Annotated in this window: 25 protein-coding genes; 7 read left to right on the forward strand and 18 right to left on the reverse strand. The window is 33.7% G+C overall.

The features are described 5' to 3' along the window. Window positions 1-15: 15 nt before the first annotated feature. Window positions 16-1,314, reverse strand: a complete 1,299-nt coding sequence (locus EKG35_RS08645; protein WP_126294043.1) for an ammonium transporter — start codon at window positions 1,312-1,314, stop codon at window positions 16-18. Between the two features lie 676 nt (window positions 1,315-1,990). Continuing rightward, window positions 1,991-2,830 carry a 3D domain-containing protein gene (locus tag EKG35_RS21410; protein ID WP_281274601.1) on the reverse strand — a complete coding sequence of 280 codons (840 nt, stop codon included), beginning with the start codon at window positions 2,828-2,830 and terminating at the stop codon, window positions 1,991-1,993. A gap of 272 nt (window positions 2,831-3,102) precedes the next feature. On the opposite strand from EKG35_RS21410, the gene EKG35_RS08655 reads away from it, so the two are divergent. The 4 genes from EKG35_RS08655 (at window position 3,103) to pdxA (ending at window position 8,295) form a co-directional block, all read left to right on the forward strand. Further along, on the forward strand, window positions 3,103-4,776 hold the full coding sequence (locus EKG35_RS08655; RefSeq protein WP_126294044.1) for a sigma-54-dependent transcriptional regulator: 1,674 nt from the start codon (window positions 3,103-3,105) through the stop codon (window positions 4,774-4,776). A 167-nt stretch (window positions 4,777-4,943) separates the two neighbouring features. Next, window positions 4,944-5,933, forward strand: a complete 990-nt coding sequence (locus tag EKG35_RS08660; protein WP_126294045.1) for a 2-keto-3-deoxygluconate permease — start codon at window positions 4,944-4,946, stop codon at window positions 5,931-5,933. Between the two features lie 75 nt (window positions 5,934-6,008). Then, entirely contained in the window at window positions 6,009-7,298 is a 1,290-nt protein-coding gene (locus EKG35_RS08665; protein ID WP_126294046.1) for a four-carbon acid sugar kinase family protein, read from the forward strand. A 1-nt stretch (window position 7,299) separates the two neighbouring features. Beyond that, window positions 7,300-8,295: a 4-hydroxythreonine-4-phosphate dehydrogenase PdxA gene (pdxA, locus tag EKG35_RS08670; RefSeq protein WP_126294047.1), complete on the forward strand. Its 996-nt coding sequence runs from the start codon at window positions 7,300-7,302 to the stop codon at window positions 8,293-8,295. 46 nt (window positions 8,296-8,341) lie between these two features. On the opposite strand, the gene EKG35_RS08675 is transcribed toward pdxA, so the two are convergent. Beyond that, complete coding sequence (locus EKG35_RS08675; RefSeq protein ID WP_126294048.1) at window positions 8,342-8,557, reverse strand: hypothetical protein; 216 nt, start codon at window positions 8,555-8,557, stop codon at window positions 8,342-8,344. Window positions 8,558-8,667: 110 nt separating this feature from the next. After that, window positions 8,668-8,901 (reverse strand): hypothetical protein, encoded by a 234-nt coding sequence (locus EKG35_RS08680; RefSeq protein ID WP_126294049.1) that lies wholly within the window; start codon window positions 8,899-8,901, stop codon window positions 8,668-8,670. Between the two features lie 291 nt (window positions 8,902-9,192). Between EKG35_RS08680 and guaC the strand changes: the two genes are divergently transcribed. Continuing rightward, on the forward strand, window positions 9,193-10,176 hold the full coding sequence (gene guaC / locus EKG35_RS08685; RefSeq protein WP_126294050.1) for a GMP reductase: 984 nt from the start codon (window positions 9,193-9,195) through the stop codon (window positions 10,174-10,176). 398 nt (window positions 10,177-10,574) lie between these two features. On the opposite strand, the gene EKG35_RS08690 is transcribed toward guaC, so the two are convergent. The 7 genes from EKG35_RS08690 to EKG35_RS08720 form a co-directional block, all read right to left on the reverse strand. Beyond that, the gene (locus tag EKG35_RS08690) at window positions 10,575-11,063 is read right to left on the reverse strand and encodes an SRPBCC family protein (protein WP_126294051.1); all 489 of its coding nucleotides are present in this window, start codon (window positions 11,061-11,063) and stop codon (window positions 10,575-10,577) included. A gap of 162 nt (window positions 11,064-11,225) precedes the next feature. Beyond that, a complete protein-coding gene (gene lepB, locus EKG35_RS08695; protein ID WP_126294052.1) occupies window positions 11,226-11,783 on the reverse strand; it encodes a signal peptidase I in 558 nt (185 codons plus the stop codon). Between the two features lie 81 nt (window positions 11,784-11,864). Continuing rightward, the gene (locus EKG35_RS08700; RefSeq protein WP_126294053.1) at window positions 11,865-12,653 is read right to left on the reverse strand and encodes an ABC transporter ATP-binding protein; all 789 of its coding nucleotides are present in this window, start codon (window positions 12,651-12,653) and stop codon (window positions 11,865-11,867) included. 17 nt (window positions 12,654-12,670) lie between these two features. Continuing rightward, window positions 12,671-13,237 carry a GNAT family N-acetyltransferase gene (locus EKG35_RS08705; protein ID WP_126294054.1) on the reverse strand — a complete coding sequence of 189 codons (567 nt, stop codon included), beginning with the start codon at window positions 13,235-13,237 and terminating at the stop codon, window positions 12,671-12,673. A gap of 538 nt (window positions 13,238-13,775) precedes the next feature. Beyond that, on the reverse strand, window positions 13,776-14,384 hold the full coding sequence (locus EKG35_RS08710) for an NADPH-dependent FMN reductase (RefSeq protein ID WP_126294055.1): 609 nt from the start codon (window positions 14,382-14,384) through the stop codon (window positions 13,776-13,778). Window positions 14,385-14,508: 124 nt separating this feature from the next. Then, complete coding sequence (locus EKG35_RS08715) at window positions 14,509-14,937, reverse strand: MarR family winged helix-turn-helix transcriptional regulator (protein ID WP_126294056.1); 429 nt, start codon at window positions 14,935-14,937, stop codon at window positions 14,509-14,511. A gap of 168 nt (window positions 14,938-15,105) precedes the next feature. Next, the gene (locus EKG35_RS08720) at window positions 15,106-17,013 is read right to left on the reverse strand and encodes an FUSC family protein (RefSeq protein WP_126294057.1); all 1,908 of its coding nucleotides are present in this window, start codon (window positions 17,011-17,013) and stop codon (window positions 15,106-15,108) included. A gap of 248 nt (window positions 17,014-17,261) precedes the next feature. On the opposite strand from EKG35_RS08720, the gene EKG35_RS08725 reads away from it, so the two are divergent. Continuing rightward, a complete protein-coding gene (locus EKG35_RS08725; protein WP_126294058.1) occupies window positions 17,262-17,777 on the forward strand; it encodes a methylated-DNA--[protein]-cysteine S-methyltransferase in 516 nt (171 codons plus the stop codon). A gap of 62 nt (window positions 17,778-17,839) precedes the next feature. Here the strand turns inward: EKG35_RS08725 and EKG35_RS08730 are convergent, their stop codons facing one another. From EKG35_RS08730 to EKG35_RS08745, 4 genes are read right to left on the reverse strand one after another with little or no spacing between them, the layout of a single operon-like run. Further along, the gene (locus EKG35_RS08730; RefSeq protein ID WP_126294059.1) at window positions 17,840-18,304 is read right to left on the reverse strand and encodes a DUF4064 domain-containing protein; all 465 of its coding nucleotides are present in this window, start codon (window positions 18,302-18,304) and stop codon (window positions 17,840-17,842) included. Further along, window positions 18,304-18,795: a nucleoside 2-deoxyribosyltransferase gene (locus tag EKG35_RS08735; RefSeq protein ID WP_126294060.1), complete on the reverse strand. Its 492-nt coding sequence runs from the start codon at window positions 18,793-18,795 to the stop codon at window positions 18,304-18,306. Before EKG35_RS08735 ends, EKG35_RS08730 begins: the two co-directional genes overlap by 1 nt. A 31-nt stretch (window positions 18,796-18,826) precedes the next feature. After that, window positions 18,827-19,171, reverse strand: a complete 345-nt coding sequence (gene crcB / locus EKG35_RS08740; RefSeq protein WP_126294061.1) for a fluoride efflux transporter CrcB — start codon at window positions 19,169-19,171, stop codon at window positions 18,827-18,829. After that, window positions 19,159-19,518 carry a fluoride efflux transporter FluC gene (locus tag EKG35_RS08745; RefSeq protein WP_185807689.1) on the reverse strand — a complete coding sequence of 120 codons (360 nt, stop codon included), beginning with the start codon at window positions 19,516-19,518 and terminating at the stop codon, window positions 19,159-19,161. Before EKG35_RS08745 ends, crcB begins: the two co-directional genes overlap by 13 nt. Window positions 19,519-19,832: 314 nt before the next feature. Between EKG35_RS08745 and EKG35_RS08750 the strand changes: the two genes are divergently transcribed. Then, on the forward strand, window positions 19,833-20,489 hold the full coding sequence (locus EKG35_RS08750; RefSeq protein ID WP_126294063.1) for a VTT domain-containing protein: 657 nt from the start codon (window positions 19,833-19,835) through the stop codon (window positions 20,487-20,489). An 85-nt stretch (window positions 20,490-20,574) separates the two neighbouring features. Here EKG35_RS08750 and EKG35_RS08755 read toward each other — a convergent pair whose 3' ends face one another. From EKG35_RS08755 to EKG35_RS08765, 3 genes are all read right to left on the reverse strand, one after another. Then, entirely contained in the window at window positions 20,575-21,060 is a 486-nt protein-coding gene (locus EKG35_RS08755; RefSeq protein WP_126294064.1) for a chemotaxis protein CheW, read from the reverse strand. A 20-nt stretch (window positions 21,061-21,080) separates the two neighbouring features. Further along, complete coding sequence (locus tag EKG35_RS08760) at window positions 21,081-22,193, reverse strand: M20/M25/M40 family metallo-hydrolase (protein WP_126294065.1); 1,113 nt, start codon at window positions 22,191-22,193, stop codon at window positions 21,081-21,083. 68 nt (window positions 22,194-22,261) lie between these two features. Next, window positions 22,262-23,221: a hypothetical protein gene (locus tag EKG35_RS08765; RefSeq protein ID WP_126294066.1), complete on the reverse strand. Its 960-nt coding sequence runs from the start codon at window positions 23,219-23,221 to the stop codon at window positions 22,262-22,264. Window positions 23,222-23,305 lie beyond the last annotated feature (84 nt).

Here is a 23,305-nt window from a genome sequence, read left to right on the forward strand (position 1 = left end):
AAGTTTTCAAGTACATTATGAAAATTTTTCTTTAGTAGCAGCTGTCGTTAATTTTGCTTCCTCTAATGCCATTTGCTCTGGGTAACCATAGCTTCCATGTTCACTTATATCTAAGCCCATGATTTCTTCCTCTTCTGTTACACGAAGACCACCCATCACTTTATCCATAATTTTTAGGATAATGAATGCAACAACAAAAGCGTATATACCTGAAGCAGCAACGCCTAATGCTTGAACTCCTAACTGTGTAAAGCCGCCGCCATAGAATAATCCAGCTTGCCCCCAGTCAATATCAGTTGATAATGCAGGCAATGCGAATAAACCGTTTGAAAGTGTACCCCAAACACCTACAGTACCATGAACCGACAATGCAGCGATTGGATCATCAATTTTAAGTTTTTCAAATAGTTGCATACTGAATACTACCATAATACCGCCAATTAAACCGATAACAACAGCAGCCCAAGGAGCTACAAATCCACAGGAAGCTGTTATAGCAACCAAACCTGCTAGAGCTCCATTTAATGTAGTTGGCACATCAGCTTTACCAGTTTTAGCCCAAGCTGTAAACATTGCTGCAACCGCACCAGCTGCTGCCGCTAATTGCGTATTAAGAATGACAAATCCTAAGAATCCATCAGCAACTCCGAAAGTACTTGCACCATTGAATCCAAACCACCCTACCCAAAGGATAAGAACACCTAAAGTAGTATAAACTTGGTTGTGACCTGCAAGAACGTTTGAAGAACCATCTTTATTATATTTACCGATACGTGGTTTTAAGATCATCGTTGCAGCTAAAGCAGCCATTGCACCTGTTAAGTGAACTACTGTCGATCCTGCAAAGTCTTGTTTACCATGTTCAGCTAACCATCCGCCCCCCCAAATCCAGTGAGCAACTACAGGGTAGATAAAAGCAGAGAATAATACAGCGAAAATTACATAGACTGATAGTTTTGCTCGTTCAGCAAAACCACCAAATGCAATCGTTAGAGAAACTAACGCAAACATTACTTGGAAAGAGAAATCCACAGCTGGTGTTAATCCACCATCAGCAGCCGAGGCATCACCATAAAAGAAATTCGATAATCCAATAAATGCGTTCCCATCACCATAAATAAATCCGTATCCTACAGCCCAAAATACTAAAGTACCAATACCAGCTGTAAAAATTGTTTTACCGGCAACATGGCCAGCATTTTTCATTCTTGTTGAACCTGCTTCGAGTAAAATAAATCCACCTATCATAAAGAATACTAAAATTGCACCAATCGCTACCCACAGGTTATCCATAAGTACTTGAACAGCTTCCATAAATCATTCTCCCTTCTCAAATAAAAATCAACATGTTACGTTATATTATTCAATAATGTAAGGAAATGTAACATGATTTATTTACATTTATTGTATCGCATATTTATTTAATGTCAATAAGATTTTCATAAATTATTTTCAAAGATGTCAGAAAATATGACATAACTCTTAGAGCAAAAGGAAAATAGGTATAAAGAAGTTCAAGCATCATAAATAATCGGGGATAATGTATACGATTTCATAAATTTTCATTAAATTTATCTTACGTCTAATGAGGAGGAACGATTGTAATATAGTAAAAAGGGAACCTTTTATTAAAGAATTACAGTTTCCAAAACCCAACCTTATATGTAACATTTTGTTACACCGTGATAATATTATTTTGTTTTTAGAAAAAATAAACCAATTAGTCAGCCAGACTATAAACAAACTCGAAATTTTAAGAAAATATGGATTCGATGGCCGATCTTGCGAGGGATTAAAAAATCCTTTATACAGGAGATATTTATGCACCAGGAATCGAAAGAAACTCATCAATTTTCCCAAGATAGTTTAAAAAAATACCTGATGATTATTCTCTAACTATCAAATAGTCTATTAACTACCCAAAAATTTATAAAAAATTACAAAAGGCATTCAGAATGAAATCTCTCTGAATACCTTTTTGTCGACCTATTTAATTCAATATCTTCACTTTTACTTTTTTAACGCCCCACTGCATCGCTTGATCATGGGAAGGAATAAATACGTCTATTTTATTGCCCTTTATTGCTCCACCAGTATCACCAGCTATCGCTTCTCCATAACCTTCTACCCAAACTTTCGAGCCTAGTGGAATAACATTTGGATCTACAGCAATTACTTTTTGATTTGGATTTGATCGTAAATCAATGCCAATAGCTGTTGTACCAGAACATCCTTCACAGTACGCAGTGTATGCAGTTGCTGTAACTAGCATTTCTCCCTCTGCGCCTGCTGGTTCTGCCCCATCATCTAAAACAACAGTAGGTTGCTTTGGTTGCGTTTTGGTTATTTTTGTTCGTTCTGGTTGGCTTGGTTGCTCAATTTTAACAGCTTCTTCATTCTCTTCAGGTTGTTCTACAATAATATTGTTTAAAAGAAATTTTATAGTTGTGGATGCATCCGCTACTACGCTCATAGGTTTTTGCTTTTCATCTTCACTTACCACCAAAACATCCCCTGGATGAATAACATCTGTCGTTAAATTATTTAAAGTTTTTAATTCATTTAACGAAATATTGTGATTTACTGCAATTCTAAATAGGTTGTCCCCTTTTTCAACGGTATACGTTTTTGGCTGCTCCGCTGTTTTATAAAATATCCTATCTCGGTACAATGCATCATCAAAAACCTTGTCCATTCCTAAATTATTAATATAAAAGAAATCATTTTCTTCTCCTGTATGCATAGCCGAGCGGAATAATTCCATTCCATAGGCATTGGATGTTAATAATAGCGTGAAGATTAAACTTAATAGTGTAATTTTTATTTTCAATACTTTGTCCTCCTTACAATTAAACTAGAAATTTGTATGAATATGACTAAGTATTGTCCCAAAATTTACATATTTATACATAATAATATAAAAATAGAAGTATCACCTGATTAAACCATTAAAAAATAGTGAGGATTATTCCCTTACGCAAGTATTCTAAGATTCACTCTGTCAAAAAGTTATAGTAGACTGTTATATAAGAATATAGTGGTTTTTGGAGCTTTTTTATAATTTATTAACACCCTTTAGGTCTTTAGAAAGTTGGAGTGAATATGAACATACACATAATAACCCCTTATGAAGCAATGATCCCAATTATCAACGATTGCATTCCCTACTTTCCTGAATTAACTATTAGAGTATCTGTCGGAGATTTGGAGAATGGTGTAAAAATTGCATTATTAGATGAACAAAAGGATACTGACATTATTATCAGTCGAGGCGGAACAGCAAAGTTAATTAAAGCGGCAGTAAACATTCCTGTACTGGATATGCAAGTATCAGGCTATGACATGATGCGTTCCCTTACATTAGCTTCTAATTTATCGAATAAAACAGCCATTGTTGGATTCTCAAATATTACTTCTGCTGCACAATCAATTATAGACTTAATGGAATTGCCCTTATCAGTTTATACAGTACAAAACTCCGAGGAGGTTGCCCCTTTAATTGTAGAATTGAAAAATAAAGGCTATCAACAAATCGTTGGCGATTTCATCACTTATAAAACAAGCAATGCGTATGGTCTTAAAGGATTGCTAATTCAATCAGGAAAAGAATCCATTATGAATGCACTTGAAAACGCCAAACAGCTGTACAGTTATTTGAATAAAAGAAACAATACGTCAACTATTTTTGAACAAATGCTTTTAAAAAAATACGACAATTTATTAATGCTTGATGAGAGAAATGAAGTCGTCTACGAGCATTTCACAAACATGGTGCTGGAGCCAGAAATCGCGGAACAAGTTAACATATTAAAAACCGCTATTGAAATTAATAAAAATGAAGGTTCAAGGAAATATGTTACCAATGGTTATATCATTGAAATAAATGGTTATTTTTTCGAAGGAAATCAATATAAACTTTTTACGTTTAAAAAACATCCATTAAAAAACTTTAATCAACAAGGTTTATCCGTAATGACAAGTCATTCCTTTGAACCTTTAATAATACAATCCGAACGAATGCGAATTGTTTATGACCAACTACAAACTTATTTCCAGCAGAATGAACCAATCTTGTTGCTTGGAGAAAAAGGGACAGGGAAAGATTTTATCTCTACTTTTATTCATCAACAAAAAGAGATTGACGGTTTACTTTTAACAATTGATTTCGAATTATTTGATGTAGACCATATCGATACAATCCCACTGCAAAATGTTAGAACCATTAAATTTATCCGTATAGATACAGTGAAGGATGTAAATAACATAATTCCATTTATAAAAAAATGCATGAATTTAAATATCCATCTATTTATAATGTCTGAAAAAGATATAAACACTTCACTTTTTAATCCATTACATTTAAATAAAATTCAATTACCTCCCCTACTGGAGAGGCAAGAAGATTTTGAACCATTTGTACATTATTTTATTTCCAAAAATCATGAACAACTTGGAACTCGTGCAATAAAAATTAAAAACGAATCCTTAAGTATTTTACAAAAAGCTAATTACCCTTCTCACATTGACGATTTGAAATATATAGTGAAGCAAATTACTCTTGCAGAAAATGATTATGTTATACATCAAGAAACTGTTGAAGAAGTATTGCAACAAGAAAAAGCTTCATTAAAATCAATTTCTTTCAAGGGTACTTTAAAGGAAATTGAAAAGGAAATTATAGAAATAGTTTTAAAAGAAGAAAATTATAACCAATCTAAAACAGCTGAACGATTAGGTATTAATCGGGCAACTTTATGGCGAAAACTTAAAGAGTAATCTTTAAGTTTTCGCTTTTTTAGTTTTATACTTTTGCATTTTTAAACACCTAACTAAATAATCTATCAATTTAGAAAAATAGTGTTGTGTTTTATAACACAATCTAGTAAAATATACTTAATGAAAACGCTTTATTTTTAAACAAAACCTAAAAAGGAGTAAATAAGATGAAAATTAAACGCACTCTTGACAAGATTCCAGGCGGAATGATGGTTGTTCCTCTACTACTTGCAGCTACAATCAATACTTTCTTCCCAAACGCTCTTAGAATTGGTGGATTTACAGAAGCATTATTTGTAAATAGCTCAAGCGCATTAATTGCATTATTCTTATTAATTGCAGGTACTCAAATTACTTTGAAATCGGCTGGATCTTCAATTAAAAAAGGTACAACTCTTTTAATCATTAAATGGCTAATTGGTGCAGCTGTCGGGTTAATTGCTATTTTCCTTGCAGACGATGAAACAGGTTTATTTTTAGGTTTAGCCCCTATTGCGATTATTGCTGCAATGACAAACTCCAACGGTGGTTTATATGTAGCACTTGTTGGTCAATATGGGAAAGAAGATGATAAAGCGGCATATCCAATCCTAGCCTTAAATGATGGCCCATTTTTAACAATGGTAGCTTTAGCAATTTTTGGCGCAATGGGATTCACTAACGGTCTATTCTCGCCCGTTTCATTTATCGCTGTGTTAGTACCTGTATTAGTTGGGGTTGTTATCGGAAACCTAGACCACGAAATGGGTGCTTGGCTACAAAAAGGCGGCGATATGTTAGTTCCATTCTTCGCCTTCTCACTTGGTATGGGTATCGACTTCTCGGCAATTATCGAAGGTGGATTAGGCGGTATCGCTCTTGGGGTATTAACAGTACTTCTTACAGGCGGTATAAGCTATTTTGTATTTAAAGCATTCGGTTGGAACCCAATTGTCGGAGCTGCTGAAGGTTCAACAGCCGGCAATGCTGTAGGAACACCGGCAGCAATCGCAGCGGCAAATGCAGCATTTGCACCCGTTGCTGAAATTGCAACAGTTCAAGTAGCGGCAAGTGTTGTAACAACCGCAATATTACTGCCTATTTTTATTGGGTTCTTAGTTAAACGGTTAGAAAAATCTGGCGGTGTTGCAAAATACAACGAACCAAAAGTACAATAAAAAATTAGAGAGAGAGCTCCATGCAGCCTCTCTCCTTTTCTACTTAAAGACAGCAAGAATTGGAGGAAAAAAGAAATGAAAATAGCGATCGTAGCTGATGATATAACGGGCGCTAATGATAGTGGAGTTCAACTTGCTCGTCACGGATTAAAAACAGCAGTATTATTTGATATAGACGAGAAAAATGTAAAAAACTATGAGGCTGTTGTATATGACACAGATAGTCGTTCCATTAATAAAGTGGAGGCTTACAACAAAGTAAAACAAGTAGTTCTATCTTTAAAAAATGCAGGCTTTACAAATATCTTTAAAAAGCTGGATTCCACTATGCGTGGAAATATCGGTGCCGAAATCGATGCAGTTTATGATGTACTAATACCTGACTTTGTCATGATTGCTCCTGGTTACCCGAAAAATAATCGTACTATTTTAAACTCTGTCCATTATTTAAACGGTGTTCCATTGGGAGAATCAGAAATTGCAAAGGATCCTAAAACGCCAGTAACTGTTTCTTCCTTAACTGAACTTTTAGAAAATCAAACAGCTCAGCGAATAGAAACAATTACGGTAAATGACCTTGCTTTAGGTAAAAATCATATAGAAGAAATGCTGAAAAAATTCTACAATGAGAAAATTCCATATATTATTGTCGATTCAACTGAAGAAGCTCATTTACAGCAAATACTTAATGATACGAAAGATTTACCTTATCACTTTGCATGGGCAGGATCTGCTGGTATTGCAAATTATCTTCCTGCTTATTATGAAATTCGTGAAACAACACAAACTTTGCACATTCCTAACAATGAAGGTCCAATTTTAACTGTCATTGGAAGTGTTAATAAAAATTCTAGATCTCAATTGAAGAATCTTTTAGATCAGCCAAATCTGCACTCAATCGCATTTGAATCTTTTAAAGCTGTTTCTTCTCAAATTGAACGCATCGAAGAAATTGAAAGAGTTTATAATGAAGCAATACAAAAAGCTAGTGAAGGCTTGGATATTGTGATTTATTCAACTGCTGAAAAAGAAGACATTGAAAAAGCATGGAAAACTGGCAATAAACAAAATCTAAGTAAAACAGAAATTAGTAATGAAATTGTTAAAGCTTTAGGCTCAATTTGTTCCTCTTTACTAAAAGAAGGAATATTTAAAGGTTATTCTTTAACCGGTGGAGATACGGCTAAACAATTTTGTCTGCTAAGTGATATAAAGGGCTTTGAACTGTTAGATGAAATTGAAATCGGTGTACCAATTTCAAAGTTTCTCGGAATTGATGATGTATACGTAATAACAAAAGCAGGCGGATTCGGGACTGAACAAGTCTTTATTAATGCATTACAAAAGTTGAAGGGAGAACAATAAAATGAAACCAATTATCGGAATTACAATGGGTGATGCAGCTGGTATTGGACCAGAAATTATCGTAAAAGCTTTAGGTTATAAGGAATTATACGAAACTTGTAAACCATTAGTTTTTGGAGATGCTAAAATGCTGGAAAGGGTTGTTCCAATCGTTGGTTCTTCAGCTACTATTCATGCCATTCAAGATCCTAAAGATGCAAAATACGAGTTTGGAACAATTGATTGTATACATTTAGATTTATTGCCTGCTGATTTACCATTTGGTGAAGTAAATGCTAAAGCTGGTGATGCGGCATTTCAGTTTTTAGCAAAGGCAATCGAATTTGCAAAGGAGAAAAAAATCAACTCTATTTGTACTGCTCCATTAAATAAGGAAGCATTGCATTTAGGTGGTCATATGTACCCTGGACATACGGAAATATTGGCAAAATTAACAGATACAGAAGATTTCTCTATGATGTTAACTACACCTAATTTACGTGTTATCCATTTAACAACTCATATTGGATTAATTGATGCAATTAACAGCATTACACCTGAAAGAACGTATACAGTTGTAAAATTAGCTCACGATACACTTAAAAATGCAGGCTTTGAAAATCCTCGAGTAGCTGTTTGCGGTATTAACCCACATGCAGGAGAAAATGGCTTATTCGGCTATGGAGAAGAAGAAGAAAAACTTGAACCTGGCATTAAAAAAGCTCAAGATGAAGGGATTAATGTAACAGGTCCCCTTCCTGCGGATACGCTATTCTTTAGAGCAGGCCGCGGTGACTTTGATATTGTAGTAGCTTGTTATCATGATCAAGGACATGCTCCAATAAAAGTAATGGGTATTGAAGATGGTGTCAATATTACAGTAGGTTTAAAAGGCGGTATTATCCGCACATCAGTAGACCATGGTACTGCATTTGATATTGCTGGGAAAAATATAGCTGGTGAAAAAAGCATGATTGCCGCAATCAATTCAGCTATCGAACTAGCTCCGAAATTTTAATTAAACTTAATCCCCTTGTTTTTTCAAGGGGATTTTTATATTTATTTCAATTTAAAAGATCTTTATCATAGCTAGGAAATATATATATTCCTTGGATCATTTCATAATCATAATATTTTTGTACAAATTTAGCTTGATATAAATATTCCATTAAACAAATTTCGTCTTCATTTGCATTACATAATACTCCTGAGACACTCAGCCCATTTTTGAACGATACGCCAATCGGCTGACCTATTAACAATTTGATTTTATCAAGCATCGATTAGCTCCCTCCTTCATCTATTTTATGAAGGAAAAAGTTTAATCACTGTGCGAATGTCGTGACAGAAAACTTAACATTACAATTAAAAAAGGAATTATCGTTTTATATTACTCCTTTTTAGTACCTCTCATTAATTTTTCAAAACGCTCCATCATAGGATCTTTTTTTGGTGTAAATTTAAAAGGATTTTTCTCCATACCAATCTCTAATGATGTTTTCTTTTCTATAAACATACCTAGCTTGTCCCCAGCAGATGCTGTTGAATCGTTCACAATACTTTCCTTTGGGCCATCGAAATGCGGTGTTGCTTCTACATGTTGATTTTCTGAATTTCTAGGCAAACATATCCTCTCCTTTGTTTTTAATATAACTACCAAGAATCCGTTTTATACAAAAAAACTTCTACACGTTATATGTTCTAACATAAAAAAAGAGCATACTCTCTTCCGGAAAATCATTAATTCCTATACAAATTTCAATTAATTATATTTGTAGATATAACGGACAAATTATAAATAATAGTTTTTTTTATAAAATCTTTTGACATCAACTTAAAAATAAGGTAAATTACCAAAGGGCGAACATTTAGCCTGACATATAAAAAAATATTCGTGATTTAGGGGTGCTTTTAAATGGATAACGTATTTGATTATGAAGATATTCAACTAATTCCAAATAAATGTATTGTAAACAGTCGTTCTGAATGTGATACTTCTATAACATTTGGTGGATATAAATTTAAACTGCCTGTTGTACCTGCTAATATGCAAACAATTATTGATGAATCAATTGCAATTAAATTAGCAGAAAACGGTTACTTTTATATCATGCACCGTTTCAATCCAGAAACACGTGCAGAATTTATTAAAAATATGCATTCACGCAAATTAATTGCATCAATTTCTGTCGGTGTTAAGTCTGAAGAATATGACTTTATCGAACAATTGGCAAAAGAAGAACTAATTCCTGAATTTATTACAATTGATATTGCACACGGTCATTCAAATGCAGTAATTGAAATGATTAAACATATTAAAAAACATTTGCCACAAAGTTTTGTTATTGCAGGTAATGTTGGAACACCTGAAGCAGTAAGAGAACTTGAGCAAGCTGGAGCAGATGCAACAAAAGTTGGTATTGGACCAGGTAAAGTATGTATAACTAAAATTAAAACAGGATTCGGTACAGGCGGTTGGCAATTAGCTGCACTTCGCTGGTGTGCAAAGGCAGCAACAAAACCAATTATTGCTGACGGCGGAATTCGTACACACGGTGATATTGCAAAATCAGTTCGTTTTGGAGCTTCAATGGTAATGATTGGTTCCCTATTTGCAGGCCACGAAGAATCTCCTGGTCAAACAATTGAAAAAGACGGCAAAAAGTTTAAGGAATACTTTGGTTCTGCTTCAGAATTTCAAAAAGGTGAAAAGAAAAACGTTGAAGGCAAAAAAATGTATGTTGAACATAAAGGCTCATTGATGGATACGCTTGTTGAAATGGAGCAAGATCTACAATCCTCTATTTCATATGCAGGCGGCAAAAAGCTTGATGCTATCCGTACAGTTGATTACGTAATTGTTAAAAATTCAATCTTTAACGGTGATAAGGTTTATTAAAAGAAAATGTTAGCGCTGCTTCTACCCTTACTCGTCGTAAAAGGACTTTTATGACATTGTCGGTACTAATACATCAATGTAACTCTACAAGCCGAATCATGAAGCTTTACCAGCTTTCAACCGGGGGCATACCGCAATCTCGATGAAGCTGGATTGTGTGCTAGACATTTTATCCACAAGTGAAAATTTTAAAATTTCCTAGTAAGTGAAAAGAAACGAATAGATTTTCATTCCATGTAATCTACTCGTTTCTTTTTATATTTTCGTAACTTCTTCAACGTTATAGAAACTTCATTTTCTCACCTTAGCTCCTATCGAAGTAAAAAGATTATAGACACAAGCATATCTCGAAGAACGATGCTATTCTGCTTCTTTGAGGTTTTGATTTTAATCTGTCACTACTTTTCAATTGCTCCTACTATATGAATATATTCCTTATACCATTTCTCCCACTCATCATTATTAGGCAATTGATTTGCTGTACCATTTACTACATCCTTAAAAACATTTAAACACATATGCCAACCAGCCAAGTCTTTAGGTGTATGATTAGTAATTTCTTTTATAAATTCTTTTAATAATAAAATAGATCCCGTTTCAGTAGGATGAACTTCAAATCGAACAATATTCTTTCCCCATTCAAACTCAATGACTGATTGGTCCTCAAAATCAGTTATTTTCATTTTTTCAAAATTATTAGATCCATCATTATAGTTAAAAATAATCTGTCCATCTTTTCGTAAATCTGTTATTTCGAGATGGCTCATCCATTTCGTCAACTGGTCATTTTTAGTTAATACTCCCCACACAACTTCAACCGGTTGATTAAATGACCGTTCATAAACTGCAATATACTCATTGTTGCTTTTTGTTATAGATGCTAACAATATACATCCCTCCTTTCTATTCATTATAAACAATTTCCAACAAGAAAAACCCAAGCGCCCTGCATCTGTCGCTATCACTTTCGATGCAGCCTTAACAATAAAATAACGTCCATCATAAAGGATAGACGTTTTAAATATGAAATCGTTTTAAACTAAAAATGGTTAATTAAATAACTTTAAATGATTAAGTGGATATATTCTTATTTTAGATTCCCCCAGCAAGGAATCAATTGGAATTAGTCCGTAGTGGCGGCTATCTGAGCTTCTTAATCTATTATCACCCAAAACAAATAGATATCCTTCAGGTACAACTTTTTCACCTGTAATCTCTTCTAATGTAAAGTTTTCCGTTACCCTTCTTTGAAAAGGATTTTCAGTATTCCTATTTACATATGGTTCTTCATATTCTTCCCCATTTATAATTAGAACATCATCTTTCATTTCTACCGAATCACCAGGAAGACCAATCACCCGTTTAATATAATATTCATCCTCATAAGGCGCCTTAAAAACAACATGATCGAAACGGTCAATTTCACTAACTTTGCTAACAATAATAACATCTTCACTCTCATAAGTAGGCATCATAGAAGCCCCTTTTACTATAAGAGGAGAAAAGAGAAATTCTCGACAGACAAAAGCAATAACAATTCCAAAAAGAATTACTACCAGCCATGATAAAAAATCATTTTTGGGTTTTGAGACTTCATTCACGATTATTACCGCCTATCTATTTTTATTTTTTACATTTTCAAAAATCGCTTTTAAAATATTTACGCTCAAATGAAGAGACCCTCTTCTTTAATTATGTTGCAAATTATCCTTCAATGCAATCCAAGTACGTTTTTGCTCAACAAGAACCGATACAGGGCGGTCGTAAAATGCGGATAGATTTGACTCTGTCAGCATCTCAGCTGAAGGGCCTTGTGCAAAAACTTGTCCTTCTTTCAACAATAATGTATGTGTAAAGCATGGCAAAATTTCTTCGACATGATGTGTAACGTAAATAAATGTTGGGCAATCTGGTTCGGTTGAAATTTTTTCAATAAATTGAAGAAGCTCTTCACGGGCAATAATGTCCAAGCCATTACACGGTTCATCAAAAATAAGTATTTTGGGTGTAGCCATTAACGCTCTTGCAATTAATACCCTTTGACGCTCTCCTTGCGATAGAATACCGTATTGCGAATCTTGCAAATGAGAACAGTTTAGCAGTTCTAGATAGTGTTGAGCTAGTTCAACATCTTTTTTTTCAACCGCTTCATATAGACCGATTGAAGCAAATTTTCCACTTAAGACAATGCTTAAAACACTTTCAAAATCTTTCATTTGCATTTGAAGAGAGTGACTAATTAATCCGATGTTCTTTCGTAAATCAGGTATATAAGTTTTTCCAAAAACTTCTCCTAAAACTTCAACTTTTCCTGAGGTTGGAAACAAATATCCATTAATAATATTTAATAAGGTTGTTTTTCCTGAACCGTTTAATCCAAGTATCGACCAATGTTCCCCTCTATTAATATTCCAATCTATATTTTTTAAAATATCCTTTTTATTCTTGCGAACATTTAATTGCTGTATCGAAATCATTTTATGACACCCCATTTTTATAATAAACCTTCTATATGTTTTTTAACGCCAGGCCATTCTTCAATTGTAATGCTATACATTACCGTATGTCTTGTTGAACCATCTTTTCTTATCATATGATGACGAAGAATTCCTTCTTTTGTTGCCCCAATTCTTTCAATTGCTTTTTGTGAACGGAAATTTTCATGGTCCGTTTTAATCTGTACTCTCTGCCAGCCCAACACTTCAAAACAGTAGGTTAATAATAAATACTTGCAATTTGTATTTACAGCTGTTCTCCAATAACTGGGAGTAAGCCAAGTAAAGCCGATTTCTCCCCTTTTATGATTTTTATGTATATCCATTAATTTGGTAGAACCAATAATTTGATTTGTTGTTGAATCTATAATAACAAAAGGAAATTCACTACCTGCTCTCTTTGCTCTTAATGCATCTTGGACATAATTCATAATATCTTCCTTGCTTTGAACAACGATTGACATATGTGTCCATATTTCTTTATAGCAAGCGGCAGTAAAAATGCCCTCTACATCTTCTATTTCCATCGGCTTTAACGTAACAATATGATTTTGCAACTGTTCCATAATAACTCCCCTAGCAATATTATTTTTTATACTAATATTACCAAAATTAACTACACCGTTAAATTTAAAAATGAGGGAATTTTATAAATACTTAAAAAAGTCGTTAATTAAAGAAAACAAGACGAATAAAGAGACGGGGACATAAGTGAACTTTTTGAAAGAATTCGCTTATATTATTAATAAGAATCGGGATAACTTTTGAAAATTGATAGGAGTGAAGGGCGAGTATAGCTGTCAGCTGCGCCTTTCGCTACAGAGCAATGTTGTTCTGTACCGAAAGAGAAGCGTCAGGTACAAAGCTTCCTGCAGGAACAGCCGGTGACTCGAGACCCCGCAGGAGCATTCAAGGAACATGCCTAGGAGCGCCACATCCATGTGGCAACGGCTTCGTGATCAACATCGTGTTGGCCCGAGGAGGCTCTGGGCCATCTCTGAATGCGCGTCCCCGGAACGGAAATCAATTTTCTTGGTGTCAAAAAAACGTCTTTTTTCCTATGAAGAAAAATGACGTTTTTGTTTTGTGCCAGTCTTTTTTGTATTATTTGTTGCGTACTGTTTTTAATGCCGTACTCCAAGAAATAACTTGATCCAGCATATCATTTACAGATTGTGTTTGTACTTCTTTTGGTTTAAAATCTATACCATTTTCAAAATCTGTGAATAAGGACAATGCAGGGTGAACACGAACGTCGGCTATAAGAAGCTCACCACAAATTCCACGTAAATGTTCAGCTGCACGAGCACCACCAACAGATCCATAACTTACGATACCAGCAGCTTTATTGTTCCATTCCTCACGCAGAAAATCTAATGCATTTTTTAATGCACCTGTAATCGAGTGATTATATTCTTGTACAATAAATACAAAACCATCACATTCGTTAATTTTAGATGACCATCCTGAAACTCCCGATGCATCCCCACCAGGTTCACCTAGGAATGGTAATTTAAAATCTGCGATGTCTATAATTTCATAGGTTGCGTCCCCGCGTTTATCTGCTATTTGTTTTACCCATTGTCCCACTTGCGGACTTACTCTTCCTTCACGTGTGCTCCCTAAAATGATACCGATTTTTAACATTTCTTTCCCTCCATCTTTATTAGTTTTTTTATTATTACTTCCAAAAACTTTACTAAAAAAACCCATTAAATTGTCCTCCATATTAAAGAACTTTTACAACAATATTACTTTTTCCTTCAAAGTCGTAAAATATTCAATCTAAAAGTGTAATAGAATAATCATAAACTTAGATTATATGAATACTTTATATTTACTTTGAATTAAAACCAACCTTCTTCAATAGGTAAATCATGTTATCAGTCTCTTCATCAGTTAAAACTTCAAAAAGTTCTTCAATCTTCTTTACATGTTCAGGAAAAATTTGATTCATTAATTGTTTACCTAACTCTGTAATACTAGCATAGGTAATTCGCCGATCAGTTGGACATGCTTTTCTTGAGACATATCCCTTCTCCTCAAGTTTATCAACAACATAGGTGATACTGCTGCTAGCAATTAATATTTTCTTGCCTATTACTTGAATTGGCTGATCGCCCTTATGATACAACAAATCTAAAACTGCAAATTCAGTTTGGTTTAGGCTATAGTTTGCAAAATCTTTTTTTGTTGCTTCTTGAACTGATTGTGCAGAACGAAGTAATACTGTGAAGGCTTTGAGCTTTCTATTTTCTAAAGACATATCACTGTCTCCTCCCAGCTAATACCTCGAAACTAAATATCTTTATTTCGAGATAAAATATATCATATGATTTTAATGAAGTCAAATATCATTACTTTCTAATTTGTACAAAAATTAAAAAAAGATTCATCTCAAAAAATTTAGAGATGAATCAATACATTCCTATATCTAGTCATTTTTACTAAGAATGCTTTTTTGTAACCTTTCAATTGTATCTTTGATACGTGGATACCCTTCTATTTTAGGAATTTCCTTTACTGATGTATGACTTCTATGTTCTGATGCATTTGCGATTGATTCAAAAACTAATAAATATTTTGCAAGTACTTCGTCATCTAATACAGGTCGCTTTTTCAACCTCGAGCATTTGTCTAATAAAAATTCCAACTCCTGGATGGTATAAATAATCGGCCAATAATATTTTATTGCACTTTTATCTTTAGGAATTTCACCAACCGCCGTATCATATACAGTTTTTAAGTTATTTATGTTCGTTTTCATTTTATTAAATTTATTGGATTTACTATAAGTTTCATTTGAAAATAGCGCGTATAATACTTGAGCCTGGCTTCGTATTGTTTTGGAAGTTAAATGTGGCAGCCTGCTGGAAGCAGATTTTCGACCAACAAACCAAACTCCAATTAAACCAATTATCACTCCAATTGCAACATCAATAATCCGCGCTGATGCAAAATAAGAAAACGAATAATTATTTACCGATGCAACTTCGGCCATTATTAAAGAATTTGGTGTAAAGAATAACGCAGCTAGACCATAATTTTTTACAATGAACAGTTCTGTTATGAAAGTTAAGAGGAAAATTAATAAAGCGATTGTATAGCCAGTTGGATGGAGTACGAGAATTAGACTCGCAATAATAATTCCAAAAATTGTTCCAAAACTTCGTTGAATAGCGCGATGAAATGTTGCTACAGCAGTTGCTCCTGACATAACCGCTACACAGGAAAGAGGTATCCAAAACGAGCGGGCAAAGTGAAACTCATAGGCAATAATTGCTGCCAAAATTGTAAAGGCTCCAAACCTTAATGAATTGATAAAAATAATTGAATTTTTATCAAACTCCCCCAATATTACTCGTTTAACTGAAGGAGATACGATATGAACTTGTTCTTTAATATCATTATTAGATTTTAATAGACTATCCTTTGCTTCAGTAATTTCCTTATAAAGTAGTGCTGTCTTTTCATCCATATCATTTGGTTGGGGCAACTGAATAATAGCTGCATCTTGAATTGATTTTGAATCTAAAATTCGAGCGATAATTCTTAAAGATTCTCCTATTTCTGGAGGGATTTTTGGCTGATTGATAAAATGTTCCACAACCTGTAAAAATAGTTTATTTGAATAATTATATAAAACATATAAGTGATGATAAAAATTAGTTGTTCTCCAAGGGATATACCCAGATACAAGTGTTTGTTCTGCTTCCTTCAATGTGGCCATGACGCGGTACTGAAACTCAATTTCTTTGTCAGTTCCAATTGAGTCGATAAAATTGGCTAGTTCAATATAGGATCTTTTAACAATATTTTTTTCTGAAGCGTGTGGCTTAAAAAACCAACCACTCATAGCAAGCAACCAAGAAAAAACTCCACCAAGAAATGCTAATCCCGCTCTAATAAAGGCTTCCTCTGGTGCAATCGGCATACCAGTTGTCATAGCAAAGATTAGTACGAAGAAAAGTGCTGAAGGACCAATTAACCTAAAAGCTCCAAAAACAAATGTGGCCGTGGCACCAATCACCCCCATTAAAATTGCCGCAGCGATTGGATACGGAGCTGCGATTGTACCTAAAAATACACATGCAGTAATCGCAAGAACTACCCATGTTAACTTTTTTGCTAATTGGGCATACGGGATAGGAAAAGTATATAGAAAAGCAAAGCCTCCTAACCCTGCAATCAAACCGTATTGGAGATTATCAAATAAAATACCAATAAAGACCGGAAGCCCTGCTGCTACCCCTGCCTTAAATGCTTTTAACCAGGGGAATGGCTTTTTATTTACTTTAATTGCTTCCATTAAGATAGTTGATAATTTTGTTGTTTCCCCCATTAAATTCTCTCCTTAAAACATAAATAAAGAAGCTAATTCCATATTCCCCTATACCCTTTAACCATAAACAAGAAAATTAGGAAAATGAAATTGCTCTTATACCGTTAAATAGCTATTATAGAACCGCAAGATTTTCTATGTATTTATTTTTATTATAACACTATTTTAATATACAATTTTAACAAGTAGAAAAACATGTTAAAAATTAACTTTTTAATGATAAAATATAGAAAATGGGGGGAAATTATATGGGACAGCTCATTTATTCATCATTGCTTCTATATAAAGATTGGAAAGTGTATTTAGCTGCGACAACTAAAGGACTTTGTTTTATCGGGATGCATCATTCATCCTTTGAAGAATTAGTACAATTCTGTAATAAGCAATTTCCACATTGTGAAATAATAGAAGATAAAGAGAAGTTAATACCTTATGAAAAGGAACTAATAGAATATTTCGAGGGTAAAAGAAAGCAGTTTACCTTTTCCTTTGATATAAACGGCACCGCATTTCAAAAGAGAGTTTGGGAAGCTTTATGCGATATTCCTTTTGGGCAAACAAAATGCTATTCAGATATTGCATATGAAATTGGAAAGCCAAATGCTGTTCGGGCTGTTGGTACGGCTATCGGTGCAAATCCTGTATCTATTGCAATCCCTTGTCATCGCGTTATTGGCAAAAACGGAACATTAACAGGATATAGCGGTGGGCTTGATGTGAAAGAAAAATTATTGAATCATGAAGGTATACAGTACAAAGTATGAAATAAAGTTTACAAGTAAAAAAGCTGTCCAGAAATTTTTATACTCTGGACAGCTTTTTTTAGTTATACGATATATCCATTTTCGTCTGTTTGTTGAATAGGCGCTGCTATTTTTGGTTTTCTAGCAAAGCATAAAATTCCCGCGATAATTAATAAAATACCTGGTAATGAAACTACTCCTGATGTAACAGCACCGATAATAAACAGGATACCAGCCAATTTTGGGTTACCATTTACTTTAACAGCGCCCACAATAGCTAATATAATACTAATCACACCAAACACTACAAATATCCAACCGAGATTACTTATAATCATAATGAAATCTTGCGTAAAAGTCACACCTTCTTGTATTTCAGCATCTGTCAATCCTGTACCATACATCGACCGTTCGATTTCACTTTCAAATAGCGGATCATTCACAAGTAAATTACTGCCAAAAATCATTAATACGATCATCCCGATTGATAATAAATTTAGTACGACAGAAATAATGCCTAATACTTTTTCCGCTGTTCTTTTTATCATTATACTTCCTCCTTGTTAATGTATTTTTTCACATTTTCAATTACATCTTCAATTGTGCTGACAATCACTCCATTGCGTTTAATAATACCAACAACAAACAAATTGCGATAAATGAATTGATTTTCTGTTCCATCTTCAATCAATGCATTAATTTTTTGTTGATTGTCACGTCCAAGCTGTCGGACATCTGAAAATAAAGCAATAATTGGACGATTGTAAGTAGAAAATACTCCAATTTCTGCTGCAACACCAGAATCAATTTCTATTCCATCAAGAACAGCAACTAACACATCGCTGTCTCGCAGTTTTTCCATATCTGCATCTGCAATCGCTAAACTATTAGCAAATGCCTGCTTGTCATTAATCGCATCATTTTCCTGTGGTACATATAAATCTAGCGTAGGAATTGCACTTCGCAATTCCTTTGCTAATAACTCATTTAATAAACGATCCCCTATTGAAAATAAACCGTTTGCTAAATATGCCTTCATATTAAAACCGCCTTTTTTATGTATTAAACTACTATAGTAGCCATCCAATCCAAAATAAAGCTAAGCCGCCGATCAAATTAGCAATGCTATAAATAGTTGCTTTCAACCATTGCTTATCATCTATCAATTTAACAAAATCAAAAGAAAAAGTTGAAAAAGTTGTAAATGCACCTAATACACCAATCGTTAAAAATGAAATAACATTCCATTGTTCTAATGCAGCTTGACTTGCAATACCTAAGAAAAATGATCCTAACAGATTTACGATTACAGTTGCCCAATAGGATGCAAGCCGGGTTTTAGAGATTACTTGCTGGACACCATACCTTAAGGAAGCACCAACTCCGCCTCCAACAGCTACCATTAACCATTCCATAGACTTTTACCTCGATTCAGGAAATATCCAATAAAAGCAGCTATAAAACTCACAGCTGTCATGGCAATTCCATAAACGATTCCAAATATTACATTATCTCGCAAAAATAAAAACCAGTTTTGAGAAAAAGTCGAGAATGTTGTAAATGCACCTAACAAACCCGTTGTAAAAAATAGTTTATAAGTACTTTCTTTTTTCTCAAAATAACCATTTAAACTTCCTAATATAAAGCTGCCTAAAATATTTACAACCCATAGCATAATAGAAGTAGATGTTAAAGTTTGCACCGTAAAACGCAAAATCGCTCCAACCATACCTCCTATAAATACTTGCAACCAATTTGTCATAATAGTCACCATCAATATAACCTTTTTAATATCTTTTACATTATAAAATACAATTAATACCTATTCAAAAATATTTAGTTATCCATGAAGTCAACTAAATTCCTTGTTTACTAGCTGACAAAAGGTGGTAATATATTTAAAAATTGATGGCTTATGTAAACATAACTTAAATTTGTTGTTCGCAATATCAATACGAATCAATCAAAGGGAAAGTTTCAATATTGCTAAAAATTTTACGATAAGTTAATTATTTTAATTCATGCACTTATTTTAGTAAACTATGGGGTAGATTGGATAGATTGGGGTTAAGCTTTATGGATATATCTGAGCTGTTTGAATTATTGCGTATGCTTGATTCCGAGCTGTACACTTACATAAACAAATATGGTATGTATATATACTTGTTACTATTCTTAATTGTCTTTGGAAAAACAGGTTTTGTGGTATTTACCTTTTTACCTGGAGATTCCCTCGTTTTTGCAAGTGGCACTATTGCCGCATTGGATAAATTAAATGTATTTTTCTTGTTTATTTTATTTTTCATTGCAACTACTTTAGCAGATAGCAATAATTACTTAATAGGACGATTAGTGAATAAATTTTCATCTAAAAACATTATGAAGCTTATCCCGCAATCAGCTATAGAGAAAGCAAGTGATTTTTTAATTGAATATGATAAAATCGCGCTTACATTTTCAAGATTTATTCCATTAATGCGTACTTTAACACCTTTTGTTGCAGGCTTTACAAACCATCCATATCGTAATTTTGTAAGTTATAATTCCATTGGTGCTCTTATTTGGACAACTGTATGGTTAGGTACTGGCTTCGCCCTCGGGAATTTACCATGGGTTGAAAACAACTTATTGTTTACACTTTCATTGATTACTGTCATTATGTTCATTCCAACCATTTATGGTTTTTTTACGCACCTTAAAAAGAAAAATGCCTCCATTACAAAAAGCAATTAACGAATTGCAGAATGTTAGTTAAAAATATTATACAGAAAAAAAGAAGCTAATCGGATAATTAGCATTTTCCAAATAGCTTCTTTTTTTATGCGTTTACGTTGTTTTCATCCTCCAGCATTTTATGTAAATACTCAATAATTTCTTTTATTCCATCTAAAGAATTTACTAAAATTTTAGGATCAACACAAGTAATGACGCGATTTTCTAAGTTTGCTACTGCTGTAAAGTAGCGAGTTTTTGAGTAGTTAACGAGCCCAACTTGCTGAATTTCGCTTTCTGTAAAATTCAATATTTCCTTCGCCTCATTTACTACTAAACCATAATTTACAACATCCGTATTTAGTACGATAATTCGGGACTGCTCTCCATCAACTGCATTATTATAAAGGATGCGGTTGAAGTCAATGATAGGAATTAACTCTTTACGGATTCTAGTAAATCCAAGTAAATAATTTGGTAAATGTGGGATAGGAGTTATGTGACCAAGCTTTTCAATTGATACTACTTGCTCTACTGGTACTGCGTATTCCTCATTACCACAACGAAATATGACTGTTTTATCAAATGCCATTCATTTCACCCCTGCTTAGTTTATTTAGCTGAGCATTTTACTACCTCAACTAATAAATCGGCTAATTTTTCTAATTCTTCAATCGGCATTCGTTCTTTTGTAGTATGAATTTCCTCATAACCTACAGATAAATTTACAGTCGGTATTCCGAATCCTGCAATTACATTTGCATCACTACCGCCTCCTGAAATACCCAACAGCGGTTCGCGTCCGACATTACGCGCTGCTTCCATGGCAACTTGTACTACTCGGTCAGACTCTGTTACTGAAAATCCAGGATACATTAATTTTACATCGACTTCAGCTCTACCGCCTAAATCTTGTGCTACTAGTTCAAACATTTCTTTCATATGTGCAGTTTGTGCATCTAATTTTTCCTTCTTGATTGAACGAGCCTCAGCTAAAATATAGACTTCATCACAAACAATATTTGTTGCTTTACCGCCCTCAAAGCGGCCAATATTAGCTGTAGTTTCTTCATCAATTCTACCTAAATTCATTTTAGCAATTGCTTTTGAAGCTAACGTAATCGCTGATATTCCCTTTTCAGGAGCAACACCTGCATGTGCTGTCTTACCGAAAATTTTCGTTTCAATTTTTGCTTGGAATGGTGCTGCTGTTACAATGCCGCCAACTTTTCCATCACTGTCTACTGCAAATCCATATTTAGCAATAATTTTGCTTGAATCAAGTTCCTTTGCACCAGCTAAGCCACTTTCTTCACCGGCAGTAATAATAAATTGGATTGTTCCATGCTTAATATTTTGTTCCTTTAAACGTCGCGCCATTTCAAATAAAGCAGCCATTCCTGCTTTATCATCTGCACCTAATATTGTTGTGCCATCTGAATAAATGTAGCCATCTTCTCGTATTTCAGGCTTAATGCCAACACCCGGTACTACTGTATCCATATGAACAGTGAAATAAATTGGTTCAACATCCTTAGTACCTTTTAGTGTAGCAATAATATTTCCTGCACCGTGACCGTTACGTGTATGGGCATCATCTTGAAAAACATCAAAGCCCATTTCCTCTAATTTTTTAACCAAAATCGGTGCAATCACTTCTTCATGCTTTGTTTCTGAATCAATTTGAACTAATTCTAAAAATTCATTTACTAAACGGCTGTTCATACTAAAAACTCCTTATCATGCTTGATATTTACTTATTTTACGCTTCCGTTTTAGTGAAAACAACCAAACTACTTTATTATATGCAAAATCTCATCCTTTTTAGCTTTTATAGCGGATTGTTCTTTTTCAATAATTTCCTGCTTTTCCTTTAATTTCATAAGCGTATTTCTTACATCTCCAATTACCCTTGTTATTTGATCTTTAGATGTAGATATTTTGGAATGAATTGACCAGGCTGAAAAAATATCATCGAAAAAGTAATCTGCGAATTTTACAAATCCATCCGTGTTCACTTGTAAATTCTTTGCATCTAGTTGTTCTATATCTAATAATTCATTTTTAAATCTTTGTAGAGCAATTTGTGCATGATGAATATTGTTTTCTGATTCATCCAATTTTTCGTGTTTTAGATGTGTTGCAATGAAACCACCACCAAAAAATGTATCCCATGTAGAATAAGAACTTGCAGAATTCAAAGAATCTTGTGCGTTATACAATTTATTAAGTGCAATCTCTCCAGCTGACTTCGCTTCCTCTATTTCAATTAGTAAATTTCTACAGTTCAATTCAGCATCCATAAGCCCTTGGAGCTCGAAGGCTTTTTCTGGTTGATTTTCTTTTAACCATAGTTCTTTTTTAATAATTACCATTTCAAGCTGCTGTTTTAATTTTTGTTCATTCAACTGGCTTAGTTCCTGTTTTGTATACTCCAAATCATTGGATAAGTCTTGATTCATAAGCTTAGCTTCATTTAATTTTAATTCAAGAGCAGCCGCCTTATCACTTTCTTCTTCCAGAAGCTCATCCTGTTTTCCAGTCCAATTTCGATACAGGTTGATAAATGAAAAACTATCAAGGTGTTGAAGTTTTTCTTTTTTACTTTGTAATTGTTCAGTATATTCTATAATCTCACGCTCAATTTTTACAATCTGATCTGTTAATGTTTTTTCTTTTGCCTTAAGTTTTTCTAGTTTTTTTAACTGCAAATAAATACTTTCTTGTTCTACTTGTAATCGTTCCCAATCCATAATCCATTCCTCCCTTAATTTTATTACGATTACAGTGTTAAATAGTTTCAAATAACTGGTAAACTATAAATTTCCCTACATACA

Source organism: Lysinibacillus telephonicus (genome assembly GCF_003966145.1).
Taxonomy (GTDB): domain Bacteria; phylum Bacillota; class Bacilli; order Bacillales_A; family Planococcaceae; genus Ureibacillus; species Ureibacillus telephonicus.